25 protein-coding genes and 1 pseudogene are annotated in these 24091 nt (G+C 42.5%); 19 read left to right on the top strand and 7 right to left on the bottom strand.

From position 1 onward, the window contains the following. Positions 1–28 precede the first annotated feature (28 nt). On the top strand, positions 29–841 hold the full coding sequence (locus tag ABN702_RS02555) for a hypothetical protein (protein ID WP_417899268.1): 813 nt from the start codon (positions 29–31) through the stop codon (positions 839–841). Positions 842–883: 42 nt separating this feature from the next. Continuing rightward, positions 884–1861, top strand: a complete 978-nt coding sequence (locus ABN702_RS02560; RefSeq protein ID WP_417899269.1) for a hypothetical protein — start codon at positions 884–886, stop codon at positions 1859–1861. Positions 1862–2041: 180 nt separating this feature from the next. On the opposite strand, the gene ABN702_RS02565 is transcribed toward ABN702_RS02560, so the two are convergent. Continuing rightward, on the bottom strand, positions 2042–2263 hold the full coding sequence (locus ABN702_RS02565) for a DeoR family transcriptional regulator (RefSeq protein ID WP_386643068.1): 222 nt from the start codon (positions 2261–2263) through the stop codon (positions 2042–2044). 289 nt (positions 2264–2552) lie between these two features. Between ABN702_RS02565 and ABN702_RS02570 the strand changes: the two genes are divergently transcribed. The 4 genes from ABN702_RS02570 (at position 2553) to ABN702_RS02585 (ending at position 7084) form a co-directional block, all read left to right on the top strand. Further along, positions 2553–3266, top strand: coding sequence for an ABC transporter ATP-binding protein (locus ABN702_RS02570; RefSeq protein ID WP_417899270.1), 714 nt, complete (start codon positions 2553–2555; stop codon positions 3264–3266). After that, positions 3263–4402: an ABC transporter permease gene (locus tag ABN702_RS02575; RefSeq protein WP_417899271.1), complete on the top strand. Its 1140-nt coding sequence runs from the start codon at positions 3263–3265 to the stop codon at positions 4400–4402. The genes ABN702_RS02570 and ABN702_RS02575 overlap by 4 nt, the downstream gene beginning before the upstream one ends. Before the next feature lie 9 nt (positions 4403–4411). Next, complete coding sequence (gene pepV, locus ABN702_RS02580) at positions 4412–5824, top strand: dipeptidase PepV (RefSeq protein ID WP_417899272.1); 1413 nt, start codon at positions 4412–4414, stop codon at positions 5822–5824. Positions 5825–5920: 96 nt separating this feature from the next. After that, positions 5921–7084 carry an MFS transporter gene (locus ABN702_RS02585; protein WP_417899273.1) on the top strand — a complete coding sequence of 388 codons (1164 nt, stop codon included), beginning with the start codon at positions 5921–5923 and terminating at the stop codon, positions 7082–7084. Positions 7085–7415: 331 nt separating this feature from the next. Here the strand turns inward: ABN702_RS02585 and cysK are convergent, their stop codons facing one another. Further along, complete coding sequence (cysK, locus tag ABN702_RS02590) at positions 7416–8348, bottom strand: cysteine synthase A (protein WP_417899274.1); 933 nt, start codon at positions 8346–8348, stop codon at positions 7416–7418. 375 nt (positions 8349–8723) lie between these two features. Here cysK and thpR point away from each other — a divergent pair, with 375 nt between their 5' ends. The 6 genes from thpR to ABN702_RS02620 all read left to right on the top strand — a co-directional run bounded on the left by thpR (position 8724) and on the right by ABN702_RS02620 (position 14532). Then, positions 8724–9284 (top strand): RNA 2',3'-cyclic phosphodiesterase, encoded by a 561-nt coding sequence (gene thpR / locus ABN702_RS02595; protein WP_417899275.1) that lies wholly within the window; start codon positions 8724–8726, stop codon positions 9282–9284. A 9-nt stretch (positions 9285–9293) separates the two neighbouring features. Beyond that, a complete protein-coding gene (locus ABN702_RS02600) occupies positions 9294–9671 on the top strand; it encodes a CidA/LrgA family protein (RefSeq protein ID WP_417899276.1) in 378 nt (125 codons plus the stop codon). A gap of 1 nt (position 9672) precedes the next feature. Further along, positions 9673–10359 carry an LrgB family protein gene (locus ABN702_RS02605; protein WP_417899277.1) on the top strand — a complete coding sequence of 229 codons (687 nt, stop codon included), beginning with the start codon at positions 9673–9675 and terminating at the stop codon, positions 10357–10359. Between the two features lie 22 nt (positions 10360–10381). Next, positions 10382–11317 (top strand): NERD domain-containing protein, encoded by a 936-nt coding sequence (locus ABN702_RS02610; protein ID WP_417899278.1) that lies wholly within the window; start codon positions 10382–10384, stop codon positions 11315–11317. A gap of 47 nt (positions 11318–11364) precedes the next feature. Beyond that, positions 11365–13512, top strand: coding sequence for a type I pullulanase (gene pulA, locus ABN702_RS02615; protein WP_417899279.1), 2148 nt, complete (start codon positions 11365–11367; stop codon positions 13510–13512). A 234-nt stretch (positions 13513–13746) separates the two neighbouring features. Then, the gene (locus tag ABN702_RS02620) at positions 13747–14532 is read left to right on the top strand and encodes a phosphotransferase (RefSeq protein ID WP_417899280.1); all 786 of its coding nucleotides are present in this window, start codon (positions 13747–13749) and stop codon (positions 14530–14532) included. Here ABN702_RS02620 and ABN702_RS02625 read toward each other — a convergent pair. Next, entirely contained in the window at positions 14527–14805 is a 279-nt protein-coding gene (locus ABN702_RS02625) for a YtzH-like family protein (protein ID WP_417899281.1), read from the bottom strand. The genes ABN702_RS02620 and ABN702_RS02625 overlap by 6 nt on opposite strands. A gap of 151 nt (positions 14806–14956) precedes the next feature. Between ABN702_RS02625 and trmB the strand changes: the two genes are divergently transcribed. Both trmB and ABN702_RS02635 read left to right on the top strand, forming a co-directional pair. Then, complete coding sequence (trmB, locus tag ABN702_RS02630; RefSeq protein WP_417899282.1) at positions 14957–15598, top strand: tRNA (guanosine(46)-N7)-methyltransferase TrmB; 642 nt, start codon at positions 14957–14959, stop codon at positions 15596–15598. Positions 15599–15947: 349 nt separating this feature from the next. Further along, the gene (locus ABN702_RS02635) at positions 15948–16796 is read left to right on the top strand and encodes a YtnP family quorum-quenching lactonase (protein WP_417899283.1); all 849 of its coding nucleotides are present in this window, start codon (positions 15948–15950) and stop codon (positions 16794–16796) included. 51 nt (positions 16797–16847) lie between these two features. Here the strand turns inward: ABN702_RS02635 and ABN702_RS02640 are convergent, their stop codons facing one another. Then, entirely contained in the window at positions 16848–17159 is a 312-nt protein-coding gene (locus tag ABN702_RS02640; protein ID WP_417899284.1) for a PepSY domain-containing protein, read from the bottom strand. Positions 17160–17414: 255 nt separating this feature from the next. Between ABN702_RS02640 and ABN702_RS02645 the strand changes: the two genes are divergently transcribed. Together ABN702_RS02645 and ABN702_RS02650 are read left to right on the top strand one after the other, a co-directional pair. Beyond that, positions 17415–18485, top strand: a complete 1071-nt coding sequence (locus ABN702_RS02645; RefSeq protein ID WP_417899285.1) for a M42 family metallopeptidase — start codon at positions 17415–17417, stop codon at positions 18483–18485. 69 nt (positions 18486–18554) lie between these two features. After that, complete coding sequence (locus ABN702_RS02650) at positions 18555–19085, top strand: DUF84 family protein (protein WP_417900797.1); 531 nt, start codon at positions 18555–18557, stop codon at positions 19083–19085. A 46-nt stretch (positions 19086–19131) separates the two neighbouring features. Here ABN702_RS02650 and ABN702_RS02655 read toward each other — a convergent pair whose 3' ends face one another. Next, entirely contained in the window at positions 19132–19572 is a 441-nt protein-coding gene (locus ABN702_RS02655) for a YtoQ family protein (protein WP_417899286.1), read from the bottom strand. Between the two features lie 167 nt (positions 19573–19739). Between ABN702_RS02655 and ABN702_RS02660 the strand changes: the two genes are divergently transcribed. Further along, positions 19740–20270 (top strand): hypothetical protein, encoded by a 531-nt coding sequence (locus ABN702_RS02660; RefSeq protein ID WP_417899287.1) that lies wholly within the window; start codon positions 19740–19742, stop codon positions 20268–20270. 108 nt (positions 20271–20378) lie between these two features. On the opposite strand, the gene ABN702_RS02665 is transcribed toward ABN702_RS02660, so the two are convergent. Both ABN702_RS02665 and ABN702_RS02670 read right to left on the bottom strand, forming a co-directional pair. Continuing rightward, on the bottom strand, positions 20379–21497 hold the full coding sequence (locus ABN702_RS02665; protein WP_417900798.1) for a methyl-accepting chemotaxis protein: 1119 nt from the start codon (positions 21495–21497) through the stop codon (positions 20379–20381). After that, a pseudogene (locus ABN702_RS02670) lies at positions 21492–22523 on the bottom strand (HAMP domain-containing protein); the annotation flags it as partial. The gene ABN702_RS02665 and the pseudogene ABN702_RS02670, both read right to left, overlap by 6 nt. A gap of 212 nt (positions 22524–22735) precedes the next feature. Between ABN702_RS02670 and ABN702_RS02675 the strand changes: the two are divergent. Together ABN702_RS02675 and ABN702_RS02680 are read left to right on the top strand one after the other, a co-directional pair. Then, entirely contained in the window at positions 22736–23749 is a 1014-nt protein-coding gene (locus ABN702_RS02675) for a PTS transporter subunit IIC (protein WP_417899288.1), read from the top strand. Between the two features lie 5 nt (positions 23750–23754). Further along, positions 23755–24066 carry a thioredoxin family protein gene (locus ABN702_RS02680; protein ID WP_386643010.1) on the top strand — a complete coding sequence of 104 codons (312 nt, stop codon included), beginning with the start codon at positions 23755–23757 and terminating at the stop codon, positions 24064–24066. The last annotated feature ends 25 nt before the right edge of the window (positions 24067–24091 follow it).

Genomic DNA, 24091 nt, shown 5'->3' on the forward strand with positions numbered 1-24091 from the left:
ATAGCCGAATGTAAAAGGAGGTGAAGCGATGAACGTGCGAATATTATGGTTTCTGCCTCTATTATTTTTGTTTGTGCTGACTTTGCCGGATGCAGCCGATGCTGAAAAAGGTGGGAATCCGCCTGAAGGGAAAGGGAAGCAAACCCCTGTAGAAGTAACAGTTCCGAATGGGAACGTCCCGCAAAAACCGGACAGGACTGAAACTCCAGTAAGAAAGGAAATCAATCCGATTGCAAAGGAAAAACGGAGCGTTCCAACTCAGCATGAGAAAAGCAATGTAGTAAAGGAACTACCCGAGCAAGCCAGTGAAACAGCAAATGCTGCGGTTCAAAAAGAGTCTGCCAAACAAAAAGTGGAAAAAGTACCAGTTCCATCTGAATCTGATCAAGCGGTTCCAGTCACGGCTCAAAAAGTCGAAGTGCTGGACAAACCGAGTGCCTCCACTCAAAAGCAACCTGAAATCATACATAACAAAAGTACAGCAGAGGAAGCAGATACGGATACTTCAAATAAGGGTGTAACCTTATCAGAAGAAACTTCAGTATCGATAAGCGAAGAACCTAGCAAGAGCATTCCTGCTCCACTTCCACCTAGGAAGGACAGGGAACCGACCATCCTCCAAGTGCAACAGCAGCAATCTCAGAAAAAGCCTTCGGGAAATACAGGAGACACTAAAGTGCCATCCAAAGGATCACTTGATTTCCTCGGCATGAATCCCGGTGAGGCGGTTATGGTGTTGATTGAGCCTTTTGTGTCAAAGCATCTCACGTTTCGGAGCCAATGGGTAAATGCACCACCGGCACCGCCGCCTGAGAGCCCTCTTTCTTTTTTCAATAGATAATGTATATACCCATTCTATTAAAAATTGAAGGAGCGAATCAAAATGAAAATCAATTTCCTAAACAGTAAAGCAATCGTAAAAACGTTAGTATTAACAGGTGTTCTATCTTTTGGTTTCGGGATTCAGATGAGTGAAGCGGCAGGTAAAGAAAACAAAGAAGACCACAAGCCAAAAGTAGAGCAAAAGGTTAACGTTGAGGAAAAGGTAAAAGTTGAACTTCCTGCACAAGCGAAAGTGAATCCTTCTGCTGAGAACAAAGCAAAGTCTCAAGCAAGTGTAAATGCCAGTGAGCAAGCGGGAGCAAACGCTGCAGCCAATTCCGCTGTCCATGCGGGCAAAATAGAGGAAACTCCTGAAGTAGTGGAACAACCGACTGAGGAAACCACAGAAGAAGTGGTGGAAACAGGAACGGAAGTACCGGAAACTGAAGCTCCAGAAACTGAAGAGGAAGCGAAAGTGAATCCTTCTAGGGAAAACAAGAAGAAATCCATGGCGAGTGAAAAAGCAAGCGCACAGGCTAAATTGCATGCAGCGCCAAATTCCGCTGTTCATGCAAGCACAGAAGAAGTAGAAGAAGATGTGAAGGAAGAAGAAACGGCTGAAGAAACAACAGAAGAAGCGACTGAAGAAGTAACAGAGGAAACGACTGAAGAAGTAACAGAAGAAGCGACTGAAGAAGCAACAGAAGAAGCGACTGAAGAAGTAACAGAAGAAGTGACTGAAGAAACAACAGAAGAAGCGACTGAAGAAGTAACAGAAGAAACAACAGAAGAAGCGACTGAAGAAGTAACAGAAGAAACAACAGAAGAAGTGACTGAAGAAGTAACAGAAGAAACAACAGAAGAAGTGACTGAAGAAGAGAAAGTAAACCCTTCTGTAGAAAACAAATCCCTTTCAATGGCAAGTGCAAAAGCTAATGAAAAAGCTAAAATGCATGCTGCTCTTCAATCTGCTGTACATGCAGTAGTGGAAGAAGAAATTGAGGAAGAAACTGTTACAGAAGCAACTGATGTAGAATAATCAGAGAAAAAGTGTCTGATTTAGCGGCCACTCATGAAACAGGCGGGAGAATAATCTCCTGCCTGTTTTCTTTCTTTTGTATAAGAAACCTTCGAACATATTCCCCATAAAAAAAGAATCGATCCGATTTCCGGAACGATTCTCTCCCTGCTATTTTCCAATCATTATATTTATGTAACGTTAAGACGACAACCTAACTTTCTTTTCTGTAGTAGACCATTTACCTTTTGTCGGACTTTGAACAAGACCATTAAAAGCTAACACATTTAAATCACGCTGGACGGTTCGGGGGGTTATCCCAAATTCATCGACCAACTGCTGTGTGGACACAGTCCCTTTCTCATGAATGTACATGTAGACGGCTTTAATACGGGTTAGCATACGGTTTGTTGAAGGCTTCAAAAAACCACTCCTTATCCGGTATTTAACATGTTACTACTAGATAATTCTTGATGTTAGGTGTTTAGTATTAAGTTAGTTTATATTGTACACGATTCTGTATAAAAAATTCTAGAATAATGATGCTATTTACACAATTTTAATAATTGACGTTGGAATTATCGTGGTAAAATTGGCTTATTATTCCTTATTCACAATATTACATTACTCGACAATAAACCGCCACTCTTTTTTGAAAATTCGAAACTTTTTCTTTTAAAGTCTCGTAAATAGGGAAGAAGGAGGAACTAAGATGAATTTACTGACATTAGATTTAAACCGTGCAGGATATGACGATGAAATGAAGGTCGTGCAAAATATATTTTTAACGGTGAATGCAGGTGAAATGGTGGGCCTGATCGGTCCCAACGGAGCTGGCAAGAGTACCACTATTAAAACCATGCTTGGGATGAATCCTTTTTTTGAAGGGGATATTCAACTCCCTTCAGATAAATCGTTTGCTTATATTCCTGAGAAACCGGTATTTTATTATGATATGACATTATGGGAGCATATCGATCTGATGGCTTCTCTTTTGGAGCTCGATGAACCCGAATGGAAACCAAGGGTGGACAGACTGCTTGATATGTTTGGATTGGGACATGTCATACATGAGTCTCCAGCTACTTTCTCTAAAGGGATGCAGCAAAAATCGATGCTGATATTTGCGTTCATGTCACGTCCTTCCTTGTATGTCGTGGATGAACCTTTCATTGGGCTTGACCCTATTGCAATGAAAGATCTCCTTCAACTATTTCGCCAAGAGCAGGAAAGAGGAGCCGGCATTTTGATGTGTACACATGTCCTTGATACGGCAGAGCGGATTTGTGACCGATTCGTGCTGCTCACAGAAGGTAAGGTGAAATCCTCCGGAACGCTACGGGATATACAGAAGGAGTGTGGGATGTCAGGCGCTTCCCTATTGGACTGCTTCTACACCTTATCCACTCGGAGTAAACAAATATGAACGGATTCGCACTTTTTCGTTATCGCCGAAAGAAGGACTGGGCTTACCAATGGAAGAACATGAAGGTTGTAGTGGATTGGACTATTTTGGTCTATATTATCCTTACCATCCTATTTGTTGGGGCAATGGTTTATGACTCAATCCCTGAAATTTTTGAAATAATCAGTCAATTACCTTTTGGTCTGACCTTATTCCTTATTTATCTGATGATGAATACTGGTGCCATTCGGATTTATGTGGAGTCGGCTGATTCCTATTTTTTTGTCCACCGGAAAAGTGTTCTTAAAAGCCTTAAAGGCTATTGCATTGGTGCGGCTATTTTGAAGAACACAGTTGTATCCGTCCTGATTGCCCTATTATCTTTTTTATTGCTCCAACAGATCAAACCGGATGCGTTTTCCCTGATTCATTTTGCAATATTCATCGTGCTGGTACGGTTGTTGCTGATTGTAATCGGTCAGCTGGTGGATGTGAGATGGAAAAGCTGGAGTAATAGGCTGATAAGTTTTACCGTTTTTGTACTGGGTGGGATAATCTTTTATTTGCTGGTAGATTATATGTTGGGCTTCTATACGAATGTTGGCATACTCTTACTAGTTGTAGCTACCTATTTCCTTTACTGGAAAATGGACAGCTTTGATTTTGATGTAATGGAAAGTGAAAAAATAAAGCAGAAATATGTTGGTGTGATGTTCTCGATGTCTGAGTACGTTTATATTCCCAAGGTATCCAAACGGAATAAACCATTTCTTTTCCGGAAATCCCAGCGTATTTTCGAAGACAGGCGACCGGAAAATGCCCTCGCCGAACTGTTCTTCAAATACTTACTACGTAATCTACGTCATGTTTCTTCTTACCTGAAGCTAATCGGAATCACCATTGCAGTGATGACATATATGCCGCTATGGATGAAATATGGGCTGTTTGTTGCATTTTTCTTTTTCATCAAAGAATGGTTAAATATACTATATGATGAATTGACCACCCATCCATTTTTGGGCTTGTATAAAGGCAAGGAGATTTTGAAGGAGCATTATCAGGACGCTGTTACAAGATGGCTCTACTATCCTGCATTGGGACTGGTTGGTTTTGTACTATTGATGAACACATTGTTTCATTTTTTATGGAAGGGATGATCGAACGGAATGACTAACATCAATTGGTTGGAAGAAGTAGAAAAACGCAAGGAAGCACTCATAAAGGATACACAAGAATTTTTGCGAATAAAAAGTGTGCTGAACGAAGAGGAAGCAACACCTGTTGCGCCTTTTGGAAAAGGTATAGAAGAGGCGCTGCAATATTTGTTACATAAAGGGAAAAACGACGGGTTTACAACAAAGAATGTCGATCATTATGCCGGCCATATCGAGCACGGACAAGGGGATGAGCTAGTTGGTATCCTCTGTCACGTGGACGTCGTACCGGAAGGCGATGGCTGGACGGATGAGCCATACAGTGCTTCTATCCGTGATGGGAAAATCTTTGCCCGTGGTGCAATTGATGATAAAGGGCCGACGATGGCTGCCTATTATGCCTTGAAAATAGTGAAGGAATTGGAGCTTCCGCTATCCAAGCGTGTCCGGATCATTATCGGAACAGATGAGGAGAGCAGCTGGCAGTGTGTGGACCACTATTTCAAAAAAGAAGAAATGCCTACAATGGGATTTGCGCCTGACGCGGATTTTCCAATCATTTATGCGGAAAAAGGACTTGGAGACATCCGTCTGCAAATGAGAAAGGCTCAAACAGAGACCGCTGGCTCGGTTAAGCTACTGGCATTCGAGTCGGGAAGACGTCTGAACATGGTACCAGATCACGCGAAAGCAACTGTTGAAGTGGATGGCAGCATGGAGGAAACAAGCCATGCATTTAACTGTTATATAGAAGAGAAAGGTCTTGAAGGTGGCTATACGAAAGAAGGGAACGCCCTAATATTATCCATCAAAGGTGTATCGGCTCATGCGATGGAGCCTGACAATGGAAAGAATGCCGGCTACTATTTGGCGGAGTTCCTCCATTCCCAAGCTTTGGATGCGAATGGAGCGGCATTTGTCTCTTTTGTTTCTGAAAAGCTTGCTTTCGATTCGAGAGGAAAAAAACTTGGCATTGCGTTCAAGGATGATATCACAGGGGATTTGACCGTAAATACCGGGGTATTTTCCTATAACTCTTCCACCGGCGGGACTCTTGGAGTGAATATCCGTTTCCCGGTTACATGCGACATAGAAGTAAGTCGGGAGAAGATTAAAGCCGCGGCTGAAGCAGGCGGATTCGAGCTAAGTAAATATGAAGTAGCGCCGCCTCACCATGTACCACAGGACCATGCGTTGATTCAATCACTTCAAAAGGTTTATGAGGAGCAGACAGGGGAAAAGGCGGAGCTCTTGTCTATCGGTGGCGGGACCTATGCGAGGTCGCTTGAGGCTGGTGTTGCTTTTGGAGCACTTTTCCCTGGGCGTGAGGATGTGGCCCATCAGAAGGACGAGTATATTTTTATCGAGGACCTGGTGAAGGCCACAGCAATTTACGCTCAAGCCATCTATGAGCTTGCAAAATAATCTGATGTATAAAAAAGATTGTGATAGAATGAAAAGGTTACCTGCCGATAAAGTGGGTAGCCTTTTCATTTTATTTTTATGCGAGAAAGAAGGTCTATGAAGACGATGTCTACGAACCGGTATTTTTACAGCTTTTATTTTCTTGTATTCTTTAGCTTTGGTGCTCTTTTTCCGTTGTTAACGGTCTATTTAAAGGATGATGTTGGGCTCTCAGGCTCACAGATTGGGATGATCATGTCCATCAGTCCTGTCGTGATGATCCTTATACAGCCGATGTGGGGTGTGTTCAGCGACTATACGCAAAATCCAAGACAAATCTTGATTGCTACATTGTTTTTTACCGCATTGGCTGGTTTCGCCTTTTCCTTTGTGGGAGGCTATGCTGGACTGCTTGTCATCGCATTTTTATTGGCATTTTCTCAGAGTGCCCTTGTACCGATTTCAGATAGCATTACCTTGAATTATGTACAAAAAACAAAAGGGAACTATGGCTCCATCCGGTTATGGGGAGCGGTCGGTTTCGCAATAGCGGTCCTTGTCTCTGGTAAACTTTCGGAGTACTTTTCACTTATAGTCATTTTCTATGTATTTGCAATAGGCCTGTTAATTGCCATGGTCGTGGTTTTCTTTCTGCCGAAAGAAAGCCAGTCGATGAACGTGAATATCAGGGACGGAATCGGTACTTTGATGAAAATGCCAAAATTTGTCCTCTTCCTTGTCACCACATTCCTGATATTCGGTCCGGTCTTTGCGAATAACTTCTATTTCGGGTTGTTTATCACAGATATAGGCGGCACGGTGACAGGAGTAGGAATTGCCTTCCTGTTGGCTGCAGGGAGTGAGGCGCCTTTCATGAGGTTTGCAGGTAAATGGATATCCAAATTCGGCTTGCATTCCATCATGATCAGTGCCGCATTGGTATCTGCGCTTCGCTGGGTTTTCTATTTTTTTGAACCGCCTTTATACATTGTCTATGCCACCACCATTGCACAAGGTTTTTCAGTAGGACTCTTTATCCCTGCTGCGATGCAATATGTACGCGACATAGCACCGGTCAACGTCCGGGCAACAGCTGTCAGCCTATATACAGCTGTAGGTAACGGCCTTGGCAGCTGGTTCTGTACATTCCTAGGCGGATACATTGCAGAATACTTCTCCGTAGCCTATGTTTATCTATTTTTCGGAATTCTTACCTTCGGAGGGCTTGGGTTGATTCTTTATATCAGACAGGCTGATCAGCGGGCGTTGGCGGAGGCTTAAATGGATTTGAATGTGTGCTGTCCGTAATTTTTCGGGCAGCTTTTTCTTTGTCTTTTTTTTGAATGCAGGACTTTTTGCGGGGAAGGAGGCGGGGGAAGTCCATCATAAAGGGTATGAAGGACGTTTTCAAGGTGAAGGTGGTGAGAAAAGTCCATCATAAGGGAGATGAAGGACCTTTTCACGAGGATGCCGGTGCGAAAGGTCCATCATAAAGGGTATGAAGGACTTTTTCATGGTGATGCTGGTGCGAAAAGTCCATCACAAACTAAAAAAGGACTTTTCTAATATCGCGAAAAGTCCTTCATCCATTAATTTTACCTAAGCTATCGATTCATTCAAAATCAAACAAATCCGTCGATAAGTATCTTTCCCCGGTATCACATGCAATGCACACCACTACATCGTCCTCGGTAAGCCTTTTTGCCACCTGGATGGCAGAATAGCACGCTGCCCCCGATGAAGGACCAACGAGGATACCTTCCAATGCAGCAAGCTGACGGGTAATTTCATACGCGTCGTCATCTTCTATCTTAAATATCTCATCATAGACTTCCTGGTTTAATATGTCGGGAATGAATCCTGGGCTGGTGCCGACGAGTTTATGTTTCCCTGGCTTTCCGCCGCTCAGAACCGGTGATCCTGCAGGCTCCACGACATGGACAGTTAGATCCTTATAATGCTTTTTCAGTTCTTCCCCTGTCCCTGTAATCGTTCCGCCAGTTCCGGCAGTTGCAACGAAAGCGGATAGCGACTTGCCGATCTGGTTCATGCCATCTATGATTTCGAGTGCCGTCGATTTGCGGTGGGCATCTGAATTGGCATGGTTTTCAAACTGCATCGGCATGAAGCTGTTGGGAATCTCTTTTACAAGCTCCTTCGCTTTATTGATGGCTCCAGGCATTTTTTCATCGCCGGGAGTTAAAACCACCTCAGCTCCATATGCTTTAAGTAGATTAATTCTTTCTTTTGACATGGTATCTGGCATAATAAGAATAGCTTTATAACCGCGCGCTGCTGCATTCATAGCCAAGCCGATTCCTGTATTGCCGCTTGTCGGCTCGATGATGGTAGCGCCTGGCTTGATTAATCCATCCTTTTCAGCCTGTATGATCATATTGAAAGCGGCTCTGTCTTTTACGCTGCCGCTTGGATTAAAGAATTCCAATTTCAGATAGACCGTAGCTGCCCCTTTTGGAACGATACGGTTCAGTTTTACCAATGGGGTGGAACCAATCAAATCTGCCATGTTGGAAACAACTTTCATTGTAAGAACACAACCTTTCTCTGTCTCATCCATTTTACTACTTTGTTGTTTTCGCATGCATTGTTGCTTTTGACGTATCTAATTTAAACACGTAATATTACTTGCATTCGTGCTCTTTTCCCGTGTAATAGATTAATTTCCTAATTTAATTTTAAGGTGAGAAATGCTGAAAAAAATCCAAAAGCCGATTTTTTTCGGACATATGCAACAGACTTTGCGAAAAGACCCTACTACTTCGTATTGTATCATAAAAAAGCTGATTAAATTGATGGATAAGGACGGGATTACTTTACATTTTATTATGATTTGCTTTAAACACCCCGGCTAATCACCGCAGACTTCAAACTTTTTGATAAAATAGGAAAGGTGAGAATAATGACATTACAAAATCATTTTTTTATAGCAGTCCCACTGCCTGATGAATGGAAAAATCAAATGTCTGTTTACTTAAAAGAGCTTAAAGATGAATTTGCTTTTACACGATGGGTTCATCCAGAAGATTTACATATTACCTTGGCTTTTCTAGGACCGGTTAGTGAAGAGAACATAGCTGCCATAAAGGATTCCATGAAGGTTATCGCGCAGGAAACGAAAGACTTTTCTTTAACATTGGATCGCTTAGGGACCTTTGGAAACCCGCAGTCACCAAGAATTTTCTGGCACGGGGTTGAGGAATCTGCCGAACTGAACGCTTTGAGGGATCGAGTGTATGAGGTGTGCGAAAAGATGGGCTTTGAATTGGATCGACGGTCCTTTCATCCGCATATTACCGTAGCAAGAAAGTGGCAGGGGCCGGCTTTCCAACATGAGTCAAGCCTGAGCGACCTGGCAAGAACGGACACTTTTAAAGTGAAAGAAATTGTTTTATATCAATCGCATCTACATATGCTTCCGAAATATGAAAAAATAGGAATTTTTCCTTTAAAACAGGAGTAGGAGAATCAAATGAAGGGAATTAGAATTGTACTGCAAATAGCTGGCCTCTATGCCTTGTATTGGATAGGGGCAGAGATTCAGCGAGCATTTGATATACCGGTGCCAGGAAGTATTATCGGGATGCTTCTTTTATTTATCCTGCTTTTAAGCGGGATAGTGAAAGAGAGGCTGTTGGACGAAGGGGCTGATCTGCTGCTGAGATACATGCCTTTGTTCTTTGTTCCTGCAACGGTTGGGGTCATCCGCTACTTTGACGTTTTTGCGGGAAAAGGGTCAATGCTATTGGTGGCATTATTATTAAGTACCTTTCTAATCATGATCATTTCAGGGTTGGTTGGTCAAAAAACGGTTGAGTTGGTCGATAAAAGGAAAAAGAGAGGGGTATAAGGTGACCTATATTATTGGAATCGCATTTGTGATACTTACGGTTCTCATCTATATCGGAATGAAAGTCATATACGAACGATTTGGTTGGCCACTCCTGGTACCCGTAGCAACGACCACGGTTCTCCTTATCGCGTTTCTCTTAACCTCCAACATCCGCTATGAAACCTATATGGTTGGCGGCACCTTGATCAATGAGCTACTCAGTCCGGCAGTGGTAGCCTTGGCGTATCCCTTGTACCGGAACCGCGGAAAGATCTACCAATTCAAGCTTCCATTATTCGCTGGTGTCGCTTCCGGAATTGCAGCTGGTTTTATTTCAGGTTTTGCCTTTGTGAAAATGGCAGGTTTGGACCGTGCGTATGCGGCGACATTTCTCCCGAAGTCGGTTACATCCCCTATTGCGATGGATATCGCTTCAATGACAGGAGGGATTCCAAGTCTTGCTGCAGCACTTGTTGTATTAAGCGGGATGATGGGGGCCATTTTTGGTCCTTACTTACTAAAGATATTTCATATCGAGCATTTTTTAGGAATAGGAGTAGGGTATGGGAATGCCGCTCATGGAATTGGGACGGCAAAAGCGATGGAGTATGGAAAAGAAGAGGCTGCTTTCAGCTCGATTAGCATGACTCTATCAGCGATTGTCTATGCATTCGCGTTACCTGTCGCCGTAGAGTATTTACTATAGAAATAGAAAAGAGTGAACCCATGTGGCTCAGCTAATAAAACTGCAAGATTATATATCTCGTTATGAAGTGGATGTTTATCGCTATCCAAGCCAATTTATGCGATTAAAAAAACAGCAGTGGAATACCTTCCTGCAGCAGGAGTCAGATTCACAGGCAGATACGGAGCTGTCCTCTCTTCAAGAGGAGGAGCCGTTAAAGCACAATAAGCTTGCCGTTTTTTTCCAATCATTGAAAAAGAAGCCCGAAATCGAAGAGGAGCTTCATGTCGGCAAGGTGGTAAAGTCTGAGGAAGAGCTTGATGAGTGGGAACTGCCGAAGCTTGTTGGGGCCAAGACGCCCGAGGAGAAAAAGCAGCTATTCTTGAATGCAATTCTCCCCTTGCAACTTAAATGGGCAAGTTCCACAATACGGGAGATGTCCTATCTGCAAAAAAACTATAAGCGGGAGTCGACGCTTCTATATTTCCTGCAGCGTTTCCCGGATACGCATCTGGTCATGTATCGACCTATTTTCCTGGTAAAGCAGGCACCTGTTGAATTGGAAATTATCCTTGTTACTCCCACCGAAATATTTGCCATTACGTATTTGGAAGAGGAGAATAACAGTGTGGTGCTTGGAAATAATGAACGTTTCTGGGCAATAAGGGATAAGGAAAAAGAAAGAAAAATTGTCAATCCAACGATTAGCTTGAATCGAATGGCGTCTATAATAAAGAATATTCTGGCGTATCATGAAGTCGATTTTCCGATTACAAAGGTGCTTTTGCATCAGAACGGTTATATTGATATTACAGACGGACCATCTGACATACATGTCATTGATAAAAGAAGCTATGAGCCTTGGTTTGAGAAGATGAGAGCAAATAAACTCCCTCTTAAACATAACCAGTTAAAGGCGGCAGGGGTCCTGCTTTCCCATTGCCAATCTACTTATGTGGATCGTCCTGAATGGAAGTGAAGGGGAGAAAGTTTTAGATAAGGCTGTTTCGAAGGGAGGAATATGGTGTGATATTCATTAAAAGAGAATTTGAAGCCTATTTAGATGAGATAGATTGTATTACCATTTTACTGCCGACAGAGCGCCATCATGGAGAATCAAGTCTCTTTACCCTCCTATTGCAAGAGAAGCAGCACCCGTTACACATCATAGAAAAAGTGAATCTTGGGCATTCAGTGAAATATAGATGCAAAGCAGATGCCCCTATTTCAATAGGAGCTAAATATAAGGTAAAAGATGAGCATGGCAGAAAAACAGATTTGCAGATCGGTGCGGTGATCAGAACCGCTGCGTTTGATGAACTCTACTATTACGGAGAAAATGATCTTGGTGCAACCTATCACCTTGGTGAAACTAACTTCACTGTTTGGGCACCGACCGCTACTTCGGTAAAAATTAAGTTGCTTGCTCCAAACAGCGAGGAACCGATCCATTATTCACTCGTTCCCGAGGATAAAGGAATATGGCGCATCACAGTCCAAGGTGATCTGGAGGGCTTCCAATACACCTATCTTGTGTGTGTGAATCTTATATGGAGGGAAGCGGTGGATCCGTATGCAATTGCCACCACAATAAATAGTGGAGCGGGAGTCATTATCAATCCGGAAAAGGTAAATGTGCCAAAGACAGCTCTGCCCCCATTTCTAAAAGCAACGGATGCCATCATCTATGAATTGCATGTAAGGGATTTTTCCTCTCACCCGAAAAGCGGGATGCGTCAAAAAGGTAAATACGCAGCTTTTATGGAGGAACCTCTCGTTGAAGATGTAGGGGTTACAGGTGTTCCTTATATAAAGCAGCTGGGAGTAACACATGTGGAACTACTTCCCGTAAATGACTTCGGCGGTGTAGATGAGGAAGAGCCTGAAAAGGATTACAACTGGGGGTATAACCCATTGTTTTTCAATGTACCTGAGGGGAGCTATGCATTAGAGCCCGAAGATCCTTATTCCAGGATCCTGGAACTGAAGAACCTTATCGGGAAGCTGCACAAAGAAGATTTAAGGGTCATCATTGACGTTGTATACAATCACGTTTATGTACGCGAGGAATCCTCATTTGAGAAGATTGTGCCGGGCTATTATTTCCGTCACGATAATCATGGCATGCCTTCCAATGGAACCGGGGTAGGGAATGATATTGCATCGGAACGCAGAATGGTACAGAAATTCATTTTGGATTCCATCCGATATTGGCTCACGGAGTATGATGTGGACGGATTCAGGTTTGATCTGATGGGAATCTTGGATATTGCCACGATGAACGCCATTAAAGAGCTGATTGATACACATAAACCAGGTAGCATCCTCCTTGGTGAAGGCTGGGAGCTCAACACCCCTTTACCAGCTGAACAGAAGGCAATGATTATGAATGCGAAAAAAATGCCTGGTGTGGCGTTTTTTAATGATATGGTCAGAGACTCCATCAAAGGCAGTACCTTTAATTTGTTCGATAGGGGCTTTTCACTGGGGAATACCCATAAAATTCAAAGCCTCAAGCAAACGCTTTCTGGGAGTGTGGGATTGGATCCCCATTTTAGAGGATTATTCTTCGAACCCACCCAGTCAGTCAATTATGTCGAATCACATGATAATCACACCATGTGGGATAAGATGGCAATTTGCAATAGTCATGAAAGTGAAGAGCTTCGAAAGCGGAGACAGATGCTCGCAACGTCCATTATCCTGCTCTCGCAAGGCATCCCTTTCCTGCATGCAGGCCAGGAATTCTTTCGTACGAAGCATGGAGAGGAAAACAGCTATAAATCTGCGGATACTGTAAACTGGATAGATTGGGAGAGAAAGCATCAATTCTCCAAAGAGGTGACATACGTACAAGGCCTCATTGAGCTAAGGAAAAATCATGGAGCTTTCCGCTTCTCCTCCAGCACAGAAATACACAAGCATCTGACATTTCCACAAGATAATGGGCATTTGCTGATGTATATGCTAGAGGACGTGAAAGTATATGGTAAATGGAATAAACTGCTTGTCGTATTCCATAACGCAATGCAGCAGGAAAAAATAGAGCTGCCGGATGATTCCGGTTGGGAGGTTCTTGTCAAGGACCTGCAGGTGAACCTTGATTCACCACCCTTTGTCCAAAAGGAAATAATGGTGGATCCCATCAGTACAATTGTTTTGGCACAATATTAATTGTTCCAGAAGTACTTGATTTAATTGGGAAATAACGATAAAATTTATTAGATAGCTATTGTGAATTATCCAATAGCTGTTTTTTGCTTTTTATTATATATCAACAAATACGGCTCCAGTCCGATAAAAATAATGATAGAAGTTTACATGAAATAAGAATGATCAGCTCAGGGCATAGGTGCTCCGCTGTCTAATTTTTGATGAAAAGTTGTGTTGAAATTGAAGGTGAAATGGTTGGAACATTTATTAGGTGATGAGTGGAAAATCAGTCCTGCCGGCGGTTTAACCGGAGATGCATATTTTGCTCAAAATGATGAGAAGAAACTCTTCTTGAAAAGGAATTCATCGCCATTCTTGGCTGTTCTTTCTGCAGAGGGAATTGTTCCTAAATTAGTTTGGACAAAGCGGCTGGAAAACGGGGATGTCATTACGGCCCAGCATTGGATCAGCGCAAGAGAATTGAAGCCGAGTGATATGAACAAAGAAACAGTGGCACAACTTCTTCACAAAATACACCACTCTAAAGAACTCCTTGATATGCTCACTCGACTGGGAAAAGAACCGGTAGAGCCAAGTACCATTTTGGACGATATTAAAAATGGTATGGCGTTGGATCTATTGTCATTGGAAGTGATTCAAAAATCATTGGACTTCTTGCTGATAGAGATGCCTAATGTACAATATAAAGACAAAGTGGTTTGTCATTGTGACTTGAACCACAACAACTGGCTTTTGTCGCATAGCAATGAACTCTTCCTCATTGATTGGGACGGTGCAGTCATAGCGGACCCCGCCATCGATCTTTGCATGCTGCTATACTGGTACATCCCTGAACAGGATTGGCAGGATTGGCTGTCCACCTATGGAATTGAGCTTACAGACGATCTGCGTCATCGCATGCATTGGTATGTGATCGCCCAGACTATTCTTTCTGTTCAATGGTACCATAAGAAAAACATCGAAAAAGAAAAAATGAACTGGTTGAACTATCTGGAGCGATTATTGCCTGTTGAACTATGAGTATTGGTCGATGCTGTCGATCCAGTTGGTGAACTGCCCTTGATGGGACTGTACGTGCTCGTTGACATTGCTTGAATTGATTCCAGCCTGGCTATAGGTATAAATATCCTGAAGAACACTTTTCACATTTTGATCAATCTCGGAATTGACCATTAACGATTTGATTACGCGTTCGAGCTGTTCATATTCAGCCACAGAACCGCAGCAATCAATCTGATGATCCGCCAAAATATCCTTTAACAAGTGTATTTGATCATGATAATTTAACGGCATAACATGCACTCCTTTTGAAAAATAAATGATAAGTTTAGCTTTCGTCATAAAATCATTCTTATACTCAAAAAAAGAATCGGTCTCCGGATCGGTTTTTTTCTGTGAATAGGGACGAATTAGAAAATCTATCCAGCATATGAGGTGACATACAATGAGATTCAGAAATAAACCATGGGCAAAAGATTATATTGCAGAAAATGCATATTACTGTATTCCAAATCCTGAAGAGCATAAAGGGAAATGGGCAGTGCTGTTTGGCAACTCCAATCCGATCCATATTGAAGTTGGAACAGGAAAAGGTACGTTTATTACGGAAATGGCCAAAGCCAATCCCGAAATCAATTATATAGGCATTGAACTATTTGAAAGTGTCATTGTGAAAGCATTGGAACGTGCGGTTGAGGCTGACATTCCGAATGTGAAGCTTTTGAATGTGGATGCAAAGAAACTGACCGAGATTTTCGAAAAAGGGGAAGTGAACCAGGTTTACCTCAACTTTTCCGATCCATGGCCTAAAGGTCGTCACGAAAAGAGAAGATTGACCTATAAGGACTTTTTGGATTTATATAAAACAGTATTGATCGAGCAAGGTGAAATTCATTTTAAAACGGATAATAGAGGATTGTTCGAGTACTCACTCATGAGTTTCTCTTCCTATGGACTGCTTCTGAAATATGTGAGCCTGGACTTGCATAACAGTGACTTCGAGGGGAATATCATGACGGAATATGAAGAGAAGTTCTCGAGCTTAGGCCAACCTATTTATCGTTGTGAAGTGAAGTATATGGATTGATTCAGTGGCCGCTCATTTTGGTGTATACCGAGAGAGCGGCCATTTTTTATTTAAGAAATAAATCACCTTGCAGTGGCGCTTGGAATTTGTCGAAACGTGCGGTTTATCGATATCTCCACTGTTTTCATTGATAAAATAAAAAACTCGTTGATATATGAAATTTTTCATTGATATCTTGATCAGATTCATTGATATATGTAAATTTTCGTTGATATCTGAAATTTCAAAAGAAAATTGAACGCTGTATGAAGGGAGAAAACCGTAATTTCTATGTGGCGCGTCATAATGAAGGCGCTTTCGCCATTCTTTTGTTAAAATAAGGGCAAGTACATCGAGGGGAGAGTAAAAAATGGAAACATTATCTTTTGGACAATGGAAGCTGACCTGGCTTAATGGGGGAGTCACACATCTGGATGGAGGGGCGATGTTCGGAGTGGTACCAAAAGCGCTTTGGTCAAGGAAGTACCCTGTTAATGAACAGAATCAGATAGAACTTAGGACTGACCCGATACTATTGCAGACTGGTGACAAAAACATTCTTATTGATGCTGGAATCGGGAATGGCAAGCTTTCTGATAAGCAGAAGAGGAATTTTGGGGTTCTCGAGGAGTCATCCATTGAAAAGGATCTTAAAACTCTCGGCCTGACACCTGAAGATATCAATATGGTTCTCATGACGCATCTTCATTTCGATCATGTTTGCGGTTTGAATAGATGGGATGCAGAGAAAGAAAAATATGTGTCCATGTTTCCGAATGCAAGCATTCACGTATCAAGCATAGAGTGGGAGGAAATGAAGAATCCTAATATACGTTCAAGGAATACGTATTGGGAAATGAATTGGAAAGGGATCGAGGGACAGATCCGTCCTTTCGAAAAGGAAGTAACACTGGAACAAGGCATAAAAATGATACATACAGGCGGACATAGTGATGGGCATAGCATCATCGAATTGGTTCAAGGGGATGAGATTCTGCTTCATATGGCCGATCTAATGCCAACACATGCCCATTCACCATCCCTTTGGGTACTTGCCTACGATGACTATCCGATGACTTCGATCTATGCAAAGGAAAAGTGGATCAAAGAAGGGATTGCCCGTAATGCATGGTTCACTTTCTATCATGATGCAATCTACCGGGCAATTAAGTGGGATAATAATTTTGCAGTTGTGGACAAGGTGGAAAGAGAGAGATAACAAGAAAGGTGCCTGGCGGGAGTTTTCCCGATACAGGCACCTGTATAAAGATCATTTTATTTGATTAACATCCAGCAATACTCCTGTGCTCTTATCCACAATAAATTCATATTGCTCCAGAACTTTGTCGATTCTTCTTGAGATTCCACCGCGGTATACGCTATAGGCAATATCATGTTTCATTACGGTTTCAGGAACCATCTGTATCCATGAACCGTCAACAGGGCCTTTTTTCTTGAATGCATCTTTTGCAATTTTTAATGCTTTCTCTGGTTTGATCGCCTGTTGCTTGGAGGCTTCCGTAAAGAAGTATGCAGCGGCGATTCCTATGCCTGCACCAAGTAATAACGTTTTCCATTTCATTGACGTCCCATCCTCTCTCTTCTCAAACGGCTATAAAAGGTAAGCCTTTTCAATTGTAGGTAAGTACATTGGATTTTTGTCACTGACTGCCATTAGTTATAGTATAACTCGATATTCAAATAAATGTCATGCTAAAGGTGGAAAGTCTCCAGAAAGTTCGATACAATAATAATAAAAATATTTCGATAATCTAAACGAAATAGACTAAGTATTTTACATAAGCAGGTCAACTAATAATTTTGGGAGATGAAAACTGTGAACCAAGAAACTTTATCGCTTTTTAAAACATTGACGGAATTGCAAGGGGCACCAGGATTTGAGCATGATGTAAGACGCTTTATGCGTAGCGAACTAGAGAAATATTCGGATGAAGTGGTACAAGACCGCCTAGGTGGAATCTTCGGGGTTAAACGTGGGGATGAAACGGGTCCGACTGTCATGGTGGCAGGACATATGGATGAAGTAGGATTTATGGTTACAAGCATCACAGAAAATGGAATGCTTCGCTTCCAGACGCTTGGTGGCTGGTGGAGCCAGGTATTATTGGCTCAAAGAGTTCAGGTAATGACAGATAATGGACCGGTTGTTGGAGTGGTTGGTTCCATTCCTCCGCATTTGCTGGATGAAGCAAAACGCAGCAAGCCGATGGAAATAAAGAACATGCTGATTGATATCGGTGCTGATGACAAGGAGGATGCTTTGAAGATCGGTATCAAGCCTGGTCAGCAAATTGTCCCGATCTGCCCATTTACACCAATGGCAAATGAAAAGAAAATCCTGGCGAAATCTTGGGACAACCGTTATGGATGCGGTCTTTCCATCGAGCTTCTAAAAGATCTCCAGGGAGAAACACTTCCAAATATCCTATATTCAGGTGCAACTGTTCAAGAGGAAGTCGGCCTGCGCGGTGCCCAGACGGCTGCCAATATGATCAAGCCGGATATTTTCTTTGCCTTGGATGCGTCCCCGGCAAACGATATGACAGGTGATAAAAAAGAATTTGGCCATCTTGGTAAAGGGGCATTATTGCGTATCTATGACCGCTCCATGATCACGCACACAGGAATGAGGGACTTTGTCCTTGACACGGCAGAAAGCAACGACATTCCATATCAATACTTCATTTCACAGGGCGGCACCGATGCGGGAAGAGTTCATACTTCCAATGAAGGTGTACCATCTGCAGTTGTGGGAATCTGCTCACGCTACATTCACACACATGCATCCATTGTACATGTCGATGACTATGCAGCAGCTCGTGAATTGATTGTGAAGCTGGTAAAATCAACGGATCAAGTAACAGTCGATGCCATCCGAAATAGATAATCACAATAAACGGTGGGGAGACTCCACCGTTTTATTATGGAAAAAAACATAAAGGAAGGGACTAATATGATAAAAGTTGCAATTGGATCCAAAAATCCTGCGAAATATAAAGCAGTCCTCGAGGCTTTCGATCAACTTGATATAACATGCACCTGGAGCAGCCATGAGGTGGATTCCGGCGTACGTGCACAGCCTATATCGGATGAGGAAACGGTGAGGGGGGCCATCCAGCGCGCCAGGAGTACACTGAAAGAAAGTGGAGCGGACATTGCCATTGGACTTGAAGGGGGAGTTGTATTGGATGAAGGCTCCAATGTGATGGTCTGCAACTGGGGGGCATTGGTTGATAGTGCCGGAAGAGAGTTTATTGCCGGTGGGGCAAGAATTCCGCTTCCCGATTATTTTAGGGGTCCCATAGAACAGGGTGTGGAGCTTGGAGATCTAATGGAACAGTATTGCAACAGAGAGGGAATTCGGAAGCATGAAGGGGCACTGGGCATATTTACTAATGGAGCGGTCTCAAGGGTGGAAATGTTCAAGCTTGTAAGTCTAATTTTGATTGGTCAATGGCAGTACAATAATAGGGATTCACAAGATTAAGAGAGCGTACTCCCATTATAGAGTATGCTCTCTTATGAAAATTTTTCTATTCATAAATATAAGATAATACCTTTAATGCCTGATTCACTGTCTCAACTGTCACATTCGCTTTATTGGATAGCTCTTTTAATGGGTGATGCAAGGCTTCCGGTCTGATAAGTATTAATGGCTTTTGCAGGGAAATCGCTGCGCTTGCATCCATCGCCGTATTCCACTGCTTATACTTTTCACCGAATAAAGCGATCACCATATCAGACTTTTTCATGAGGAGCTGTGTTCTCAGGTTGTTGATCTGGGATGCAGCTTCATCTTTAGCTATTGCATTCACTTGAGCTCCAAGAACGATTTCACCGATATTATCCGACTTTTCATGGTCTGTCATTGGGCCGACAAAATCGATGGGAAGGTCCAGTGCACGGACCTTTTCCATAATCTCCTCGCGCCAAGGTGTGTGAATTTCTCCTGCAAGATAAACTGTCAGTTTCATCCTTATCCCTCCAAATAGTACCTCTTGTAGTTATCCTGCTTTTTAGTCTATCATAAATGGAGGAATAAAGTGATAATTCGAAAATATCCTTGTCAACACAAAACTATTATAGGTATGATAGATGAAGTGGTATTTTCTAGTCTAAATGTACTAAAGGAGTGGAAGAGTTGTATTTGGGAAGAGCATTTATTTCTATTTTTATTTTTTCGATTCTATTATTAAGCGGATGTTCCTTATCCTTCGAGGATGCTTCGAATGATACGTTGAAAGCGATTGAAGAATCTTTGGGCGAAGAGAAGAAAGAAACAAACGAGACCAGCGATCAATTCAACTATTATCTGCCTCCTGGGTATGAAGTGGATAGTGCTGCAACCAACAATATAGTCCTGACACATAAAGAACAGACCTATATACTTTTCATCAATCCTTTTGAACCGGATGATTCTAAGGTTATATATGAATCTACACTTGAAGGCTATGATAGCCCTGAAGTGGAAGAGACATTCACCGAAAATGGAGAATTTGGATATGTGATTATTGATAGATTGGACGATGAAAAGGAAGAGTTCTATGAGATAACGGTTGGAGTAGGCGGAGTCAAAATGACGACTGTGACCGACCCTGATAATATGGAAAAGAGTGCGGATACGATGATGGAGATTGTATCATCTGTGGAAGTGCAGGGGGAAGAGAGCTAATTATTATATATGACAGCTAACCATTCGATGGTTGGCTTTTTTTATGGGGAAATTCATTGGGCAAATAAGTAAAGCAGCTGCCCCAAGGACAGCTGCTTTATAAATATATCACTTCTTGGAATGGTGTTCTTCTTCTTCGAGACCAATTGCTGCCTCATTATACGCTTTTTGTTCTTCATTTAACCCTTCGAACTGCTCCGATTCCAGATTTTCGTCTTCATAGTCTTCAACAGAATCCAAGTATGGAGATTGTGCAGCTTCGTCTTCACCTACTTCATCCACCACAACAAACTGACTCACTTCTTCTTGTAGCTCCGTAGCTATATCAGATAGGGAAAGTGCCGCCTCATTCACCTGCTCGATTGCAAGGATCTGATGTTCACTTGATGCACTTACTTGCTCGGAGGCCGCTGCCGCTTCCTCTGAAATATAATGCACTTCTGATAATTTTTCCTCAAGCATCACGTTCGAGTGGGTAACCTGTGCGATAGCTTGTTGAACATCATTCACTTTATGGTTAATTTCCAGGATATTATGCGCAATTTTTTCGAATGATGACTTTGTCTGAGTAACGGATTGCTGCTGGAGCTCCCTGTATTCATTGAATTGAAGGGCATCATTGGATAATTTGCTCATCTGGCTGCCCATTTCCGCTACCAGCTTTTTGATGGATAGTGCTTCATGCTTGGATCGTTCTGCAAGCTTACGGACTTCCTGGGCAACTACTGCAAAGCCTCTTCCGGCTTCACCGGCTCTTGCAGATTCAATGGCTGCATTAAGAGCAAGAAGGTCGGTGTTCTCTGCAATTTCCTGAATGGTTGCTACGATAGTATGAATCTGCTGTGATTGTTTGGTCGCCTGCTGCACACGCTCTGTCAGATGATTGGCAAGGGATAGGAATTGCTCTGATGACTGGTGAAGGTCTTTGACGACTGTCAGTCCTTCTTCCCCAACTACCTTGGCACTGTCAGCCTGCAGTTTGATCTCATTGCTGAAGCGGTCAGTTTTCCCAACTGCTTCTTTGACATGATGCAAGATTTCTGTACTTTCATCCAAATGCCTTGCTTGCTCGCTCGATCCCATTGCGACCTGTTTGATTGCTTCGTTCACTTCTGTTGATTGTGCGGTCGTTTCCTCTGAAATAGCTGCCAGGTTTTGAGAAGAGGAATGTAGCTTATCCGTTGCTTCCATTACTTTTAACAAGGAAACTTGCATTCTCTCAGCCATGGCATTGAATGTCTGAGCAAGGTCGGCCATCTCATCTTTGGTAGTGATGGGAACACGATAGGCAAAATTCCCTTCCCCGATCTTCGATGCCCCGTCCTTTAGGGAACGGATCGAACCAGCTATTTTTCGGTTCAGGAAATAACCGGTGGTACTCAGGAATAGAAGCAGTAGAACACTGATAATGAGTGATAAAAGCATGATTGTTTGAAGGTTGGAGTTTAATTCCTTTTGGAGCTCTGTTTGTAGAGAGGATACATTGGACTCCACCTCATTGACACTTGACTCCACCTCATTGCTGATCTCTTCAAAGTTCCGAATATACGTAACGGACATGGTATAGTTTTCATATAGGGTATTCATTGTTTCCGTATATGGATTGAATAGGTTGATAATATCGGCCTTTTGAGAATCGGTAAGATCTGTTCCTTCCAGGGTTGTACGGAAGGTTTCTGCTGTTTCTTTGAAATCCCGGTAGCGAATCTCCTGTTTGGACGCCAGGTATTGCTGTTCATAGAGACGTAAATCAAGCAGAACCTCTTCAAGCTCCACCTGGTTTGCTCCCTGGATATTGATGGTCAGGTTTCGGACCATGTTCCCCATCTGTCCCTGAAGTCCTGTTGATTCTGTAAATCCGATTTCAGTGTAAGCTTCTTCCAACGGCTGGAATTCATTTAAATAGTTTGTGGACGAAGCCTGGATTTGCGAAAACAATGCTACAAGATCATCATATTCGGCAAACTGTTTTTGCAGCTTTTCGGATTCAGCTGAAATTCCAGCGAGATTCTCTTTTATCTTCTCCGCAGTTTCCGTACTTGGTGCGCGCAGGAATTCCTGCTCATTTTTGCGTGTATCGGCAAATGAATATTTGATGTCCTTACTTCCGTTCACCGCTTCAAAAAGTGCTGTTTCTTGTTCCTTGGCATTAGACTGAGTGAAGTAGAATAAGAAGTTGAAAAGTAAAACTACAATAAGTCCCAAAATCGCTGTTAGTAAAATAAATCTGACTCTTCCTCTGATTGTTTTCATGGTACCCCCCTAAATCCTTATATCTTTTCGAATTTTATATGTTTTAATAAAAATCAGATATTTTAAAATAATTATAGACATAATTCAACAAAATTCACAATAAGGTTTTGAAAGATTATGAAAATAAGAATAGAATTTTCTATTGCGCTGAAACTAAATTTGGCTATGATTAGTTTGAAGGTATGAATATTTAGTAGGAAAGAGGCGGTTGAATGAAGTCCTTTTTACATAAGAAGGGTGTGACATTGTCACCAAGGGTATATTTGATTGATGGGTTGAGCTATATGGCCCTGGGATTATTTTCATCTTTGATTATCGGACTTATTATCAAAACGGTGGGGGACCAGCTAGGGTGGACTTGGTTTACGGAAATGGGTGTCCTCGCGATGGGGCTGATGGGTCCAGCCATAGGAGCGGCAGTTGCCTATGGATTGAAGGCGCCACCATTAGTATTATTTGCAACCGTTATTGCCGGTGCTGCTGGAGCACAGCTTGGGGGGCCGGCAGGAAGTTTTATTGCAGCCCTTTTTGCAACGGAAATAGGGAAAGTGGTTTCAAAGGAAACAAAGGTGGACATTCTGGTCACCCCGTTTGTTACAATTCTTGTAGGATTTTTCGTTGCAACCTTTATAGGGCCGCCAATCAATTATGGAATGACCAGCCTTGGATCTGTCATCATGTGGGCAACAGAACAACAGCCGATTATCATGGGTGTACTGGTAGCTGTATTGATGGGATGGGCTTTAACGGCTCCCATTTCCAGTGCGGCAATTGCATTCATGCTTGGACTTGAAGGAATCGCAGCGGGTGCCGCTACCATTGGATGTGCAGCCCAAATGGTCGGATTTGCAGTCAGCAGTTACAGGGAAAATAAAGTTTCAGGGCTTTTGGCGATTGGGATAGGAACCTCCATGCTCCAGGTCCCGAATATTATCAGAAATCCCTGGATTATCATTCCTCCGACCATCGCCGGGGTTGTTTTCGCGCCGATCGGAACAACGATCTTTAACATGACGAACGTGAAAGAGGGGGCAGGTATGGGCACGAGTGGATTTGTCGGGCAGATTATGACATTTGCTTCCATGGGCTTCTCGGTTTCCGTCCTCCTCCAAGTCTTGCTGCTTCACATTATTGGCCCGGCTGTGGTAAGTTTAGCAATATCGGAATGGATGAGAAAAAAATCCTATATTAAAGACGGCGATATGAAAATTAACATTGGAGGGTAATGAAAATGGAGAAATTACAATCGTTGGAGCAATTTAATGAATTAAAGGAAAGCCGAAATGTGGTTTTCATGTTTTCCGCAGACTGGTGTCCGGACTGCAGAGTAATCGAACCGGTATTGCCTGAGATTATGGAGAAGTTTAATGAGTATACATTCATCTATGTGGACCGCGATGAGTACATCGATTTATGTGCCGAATTGAGTGTTTTTGGAATTCCAAGCTTTGTCGCTTTCAAAAATGGCCAGGAAGCGGGGCGCTTTGTCAGCAAGGATCGAAAAACTCAGGAAGAGATTGAACAATTTATAACTTCATTATAAGTAAAAAGGATGCGGGAACTTTCTC

This window comes from Bacillus haimaensis (assembly GCF_048270625.1).
Lineage (GTDB): Bacteria > Bacillota > Bacilli > Bacillales > Bacillaceae_I > Sutcliffiella_A > Sutcliffiella_A haimaensis.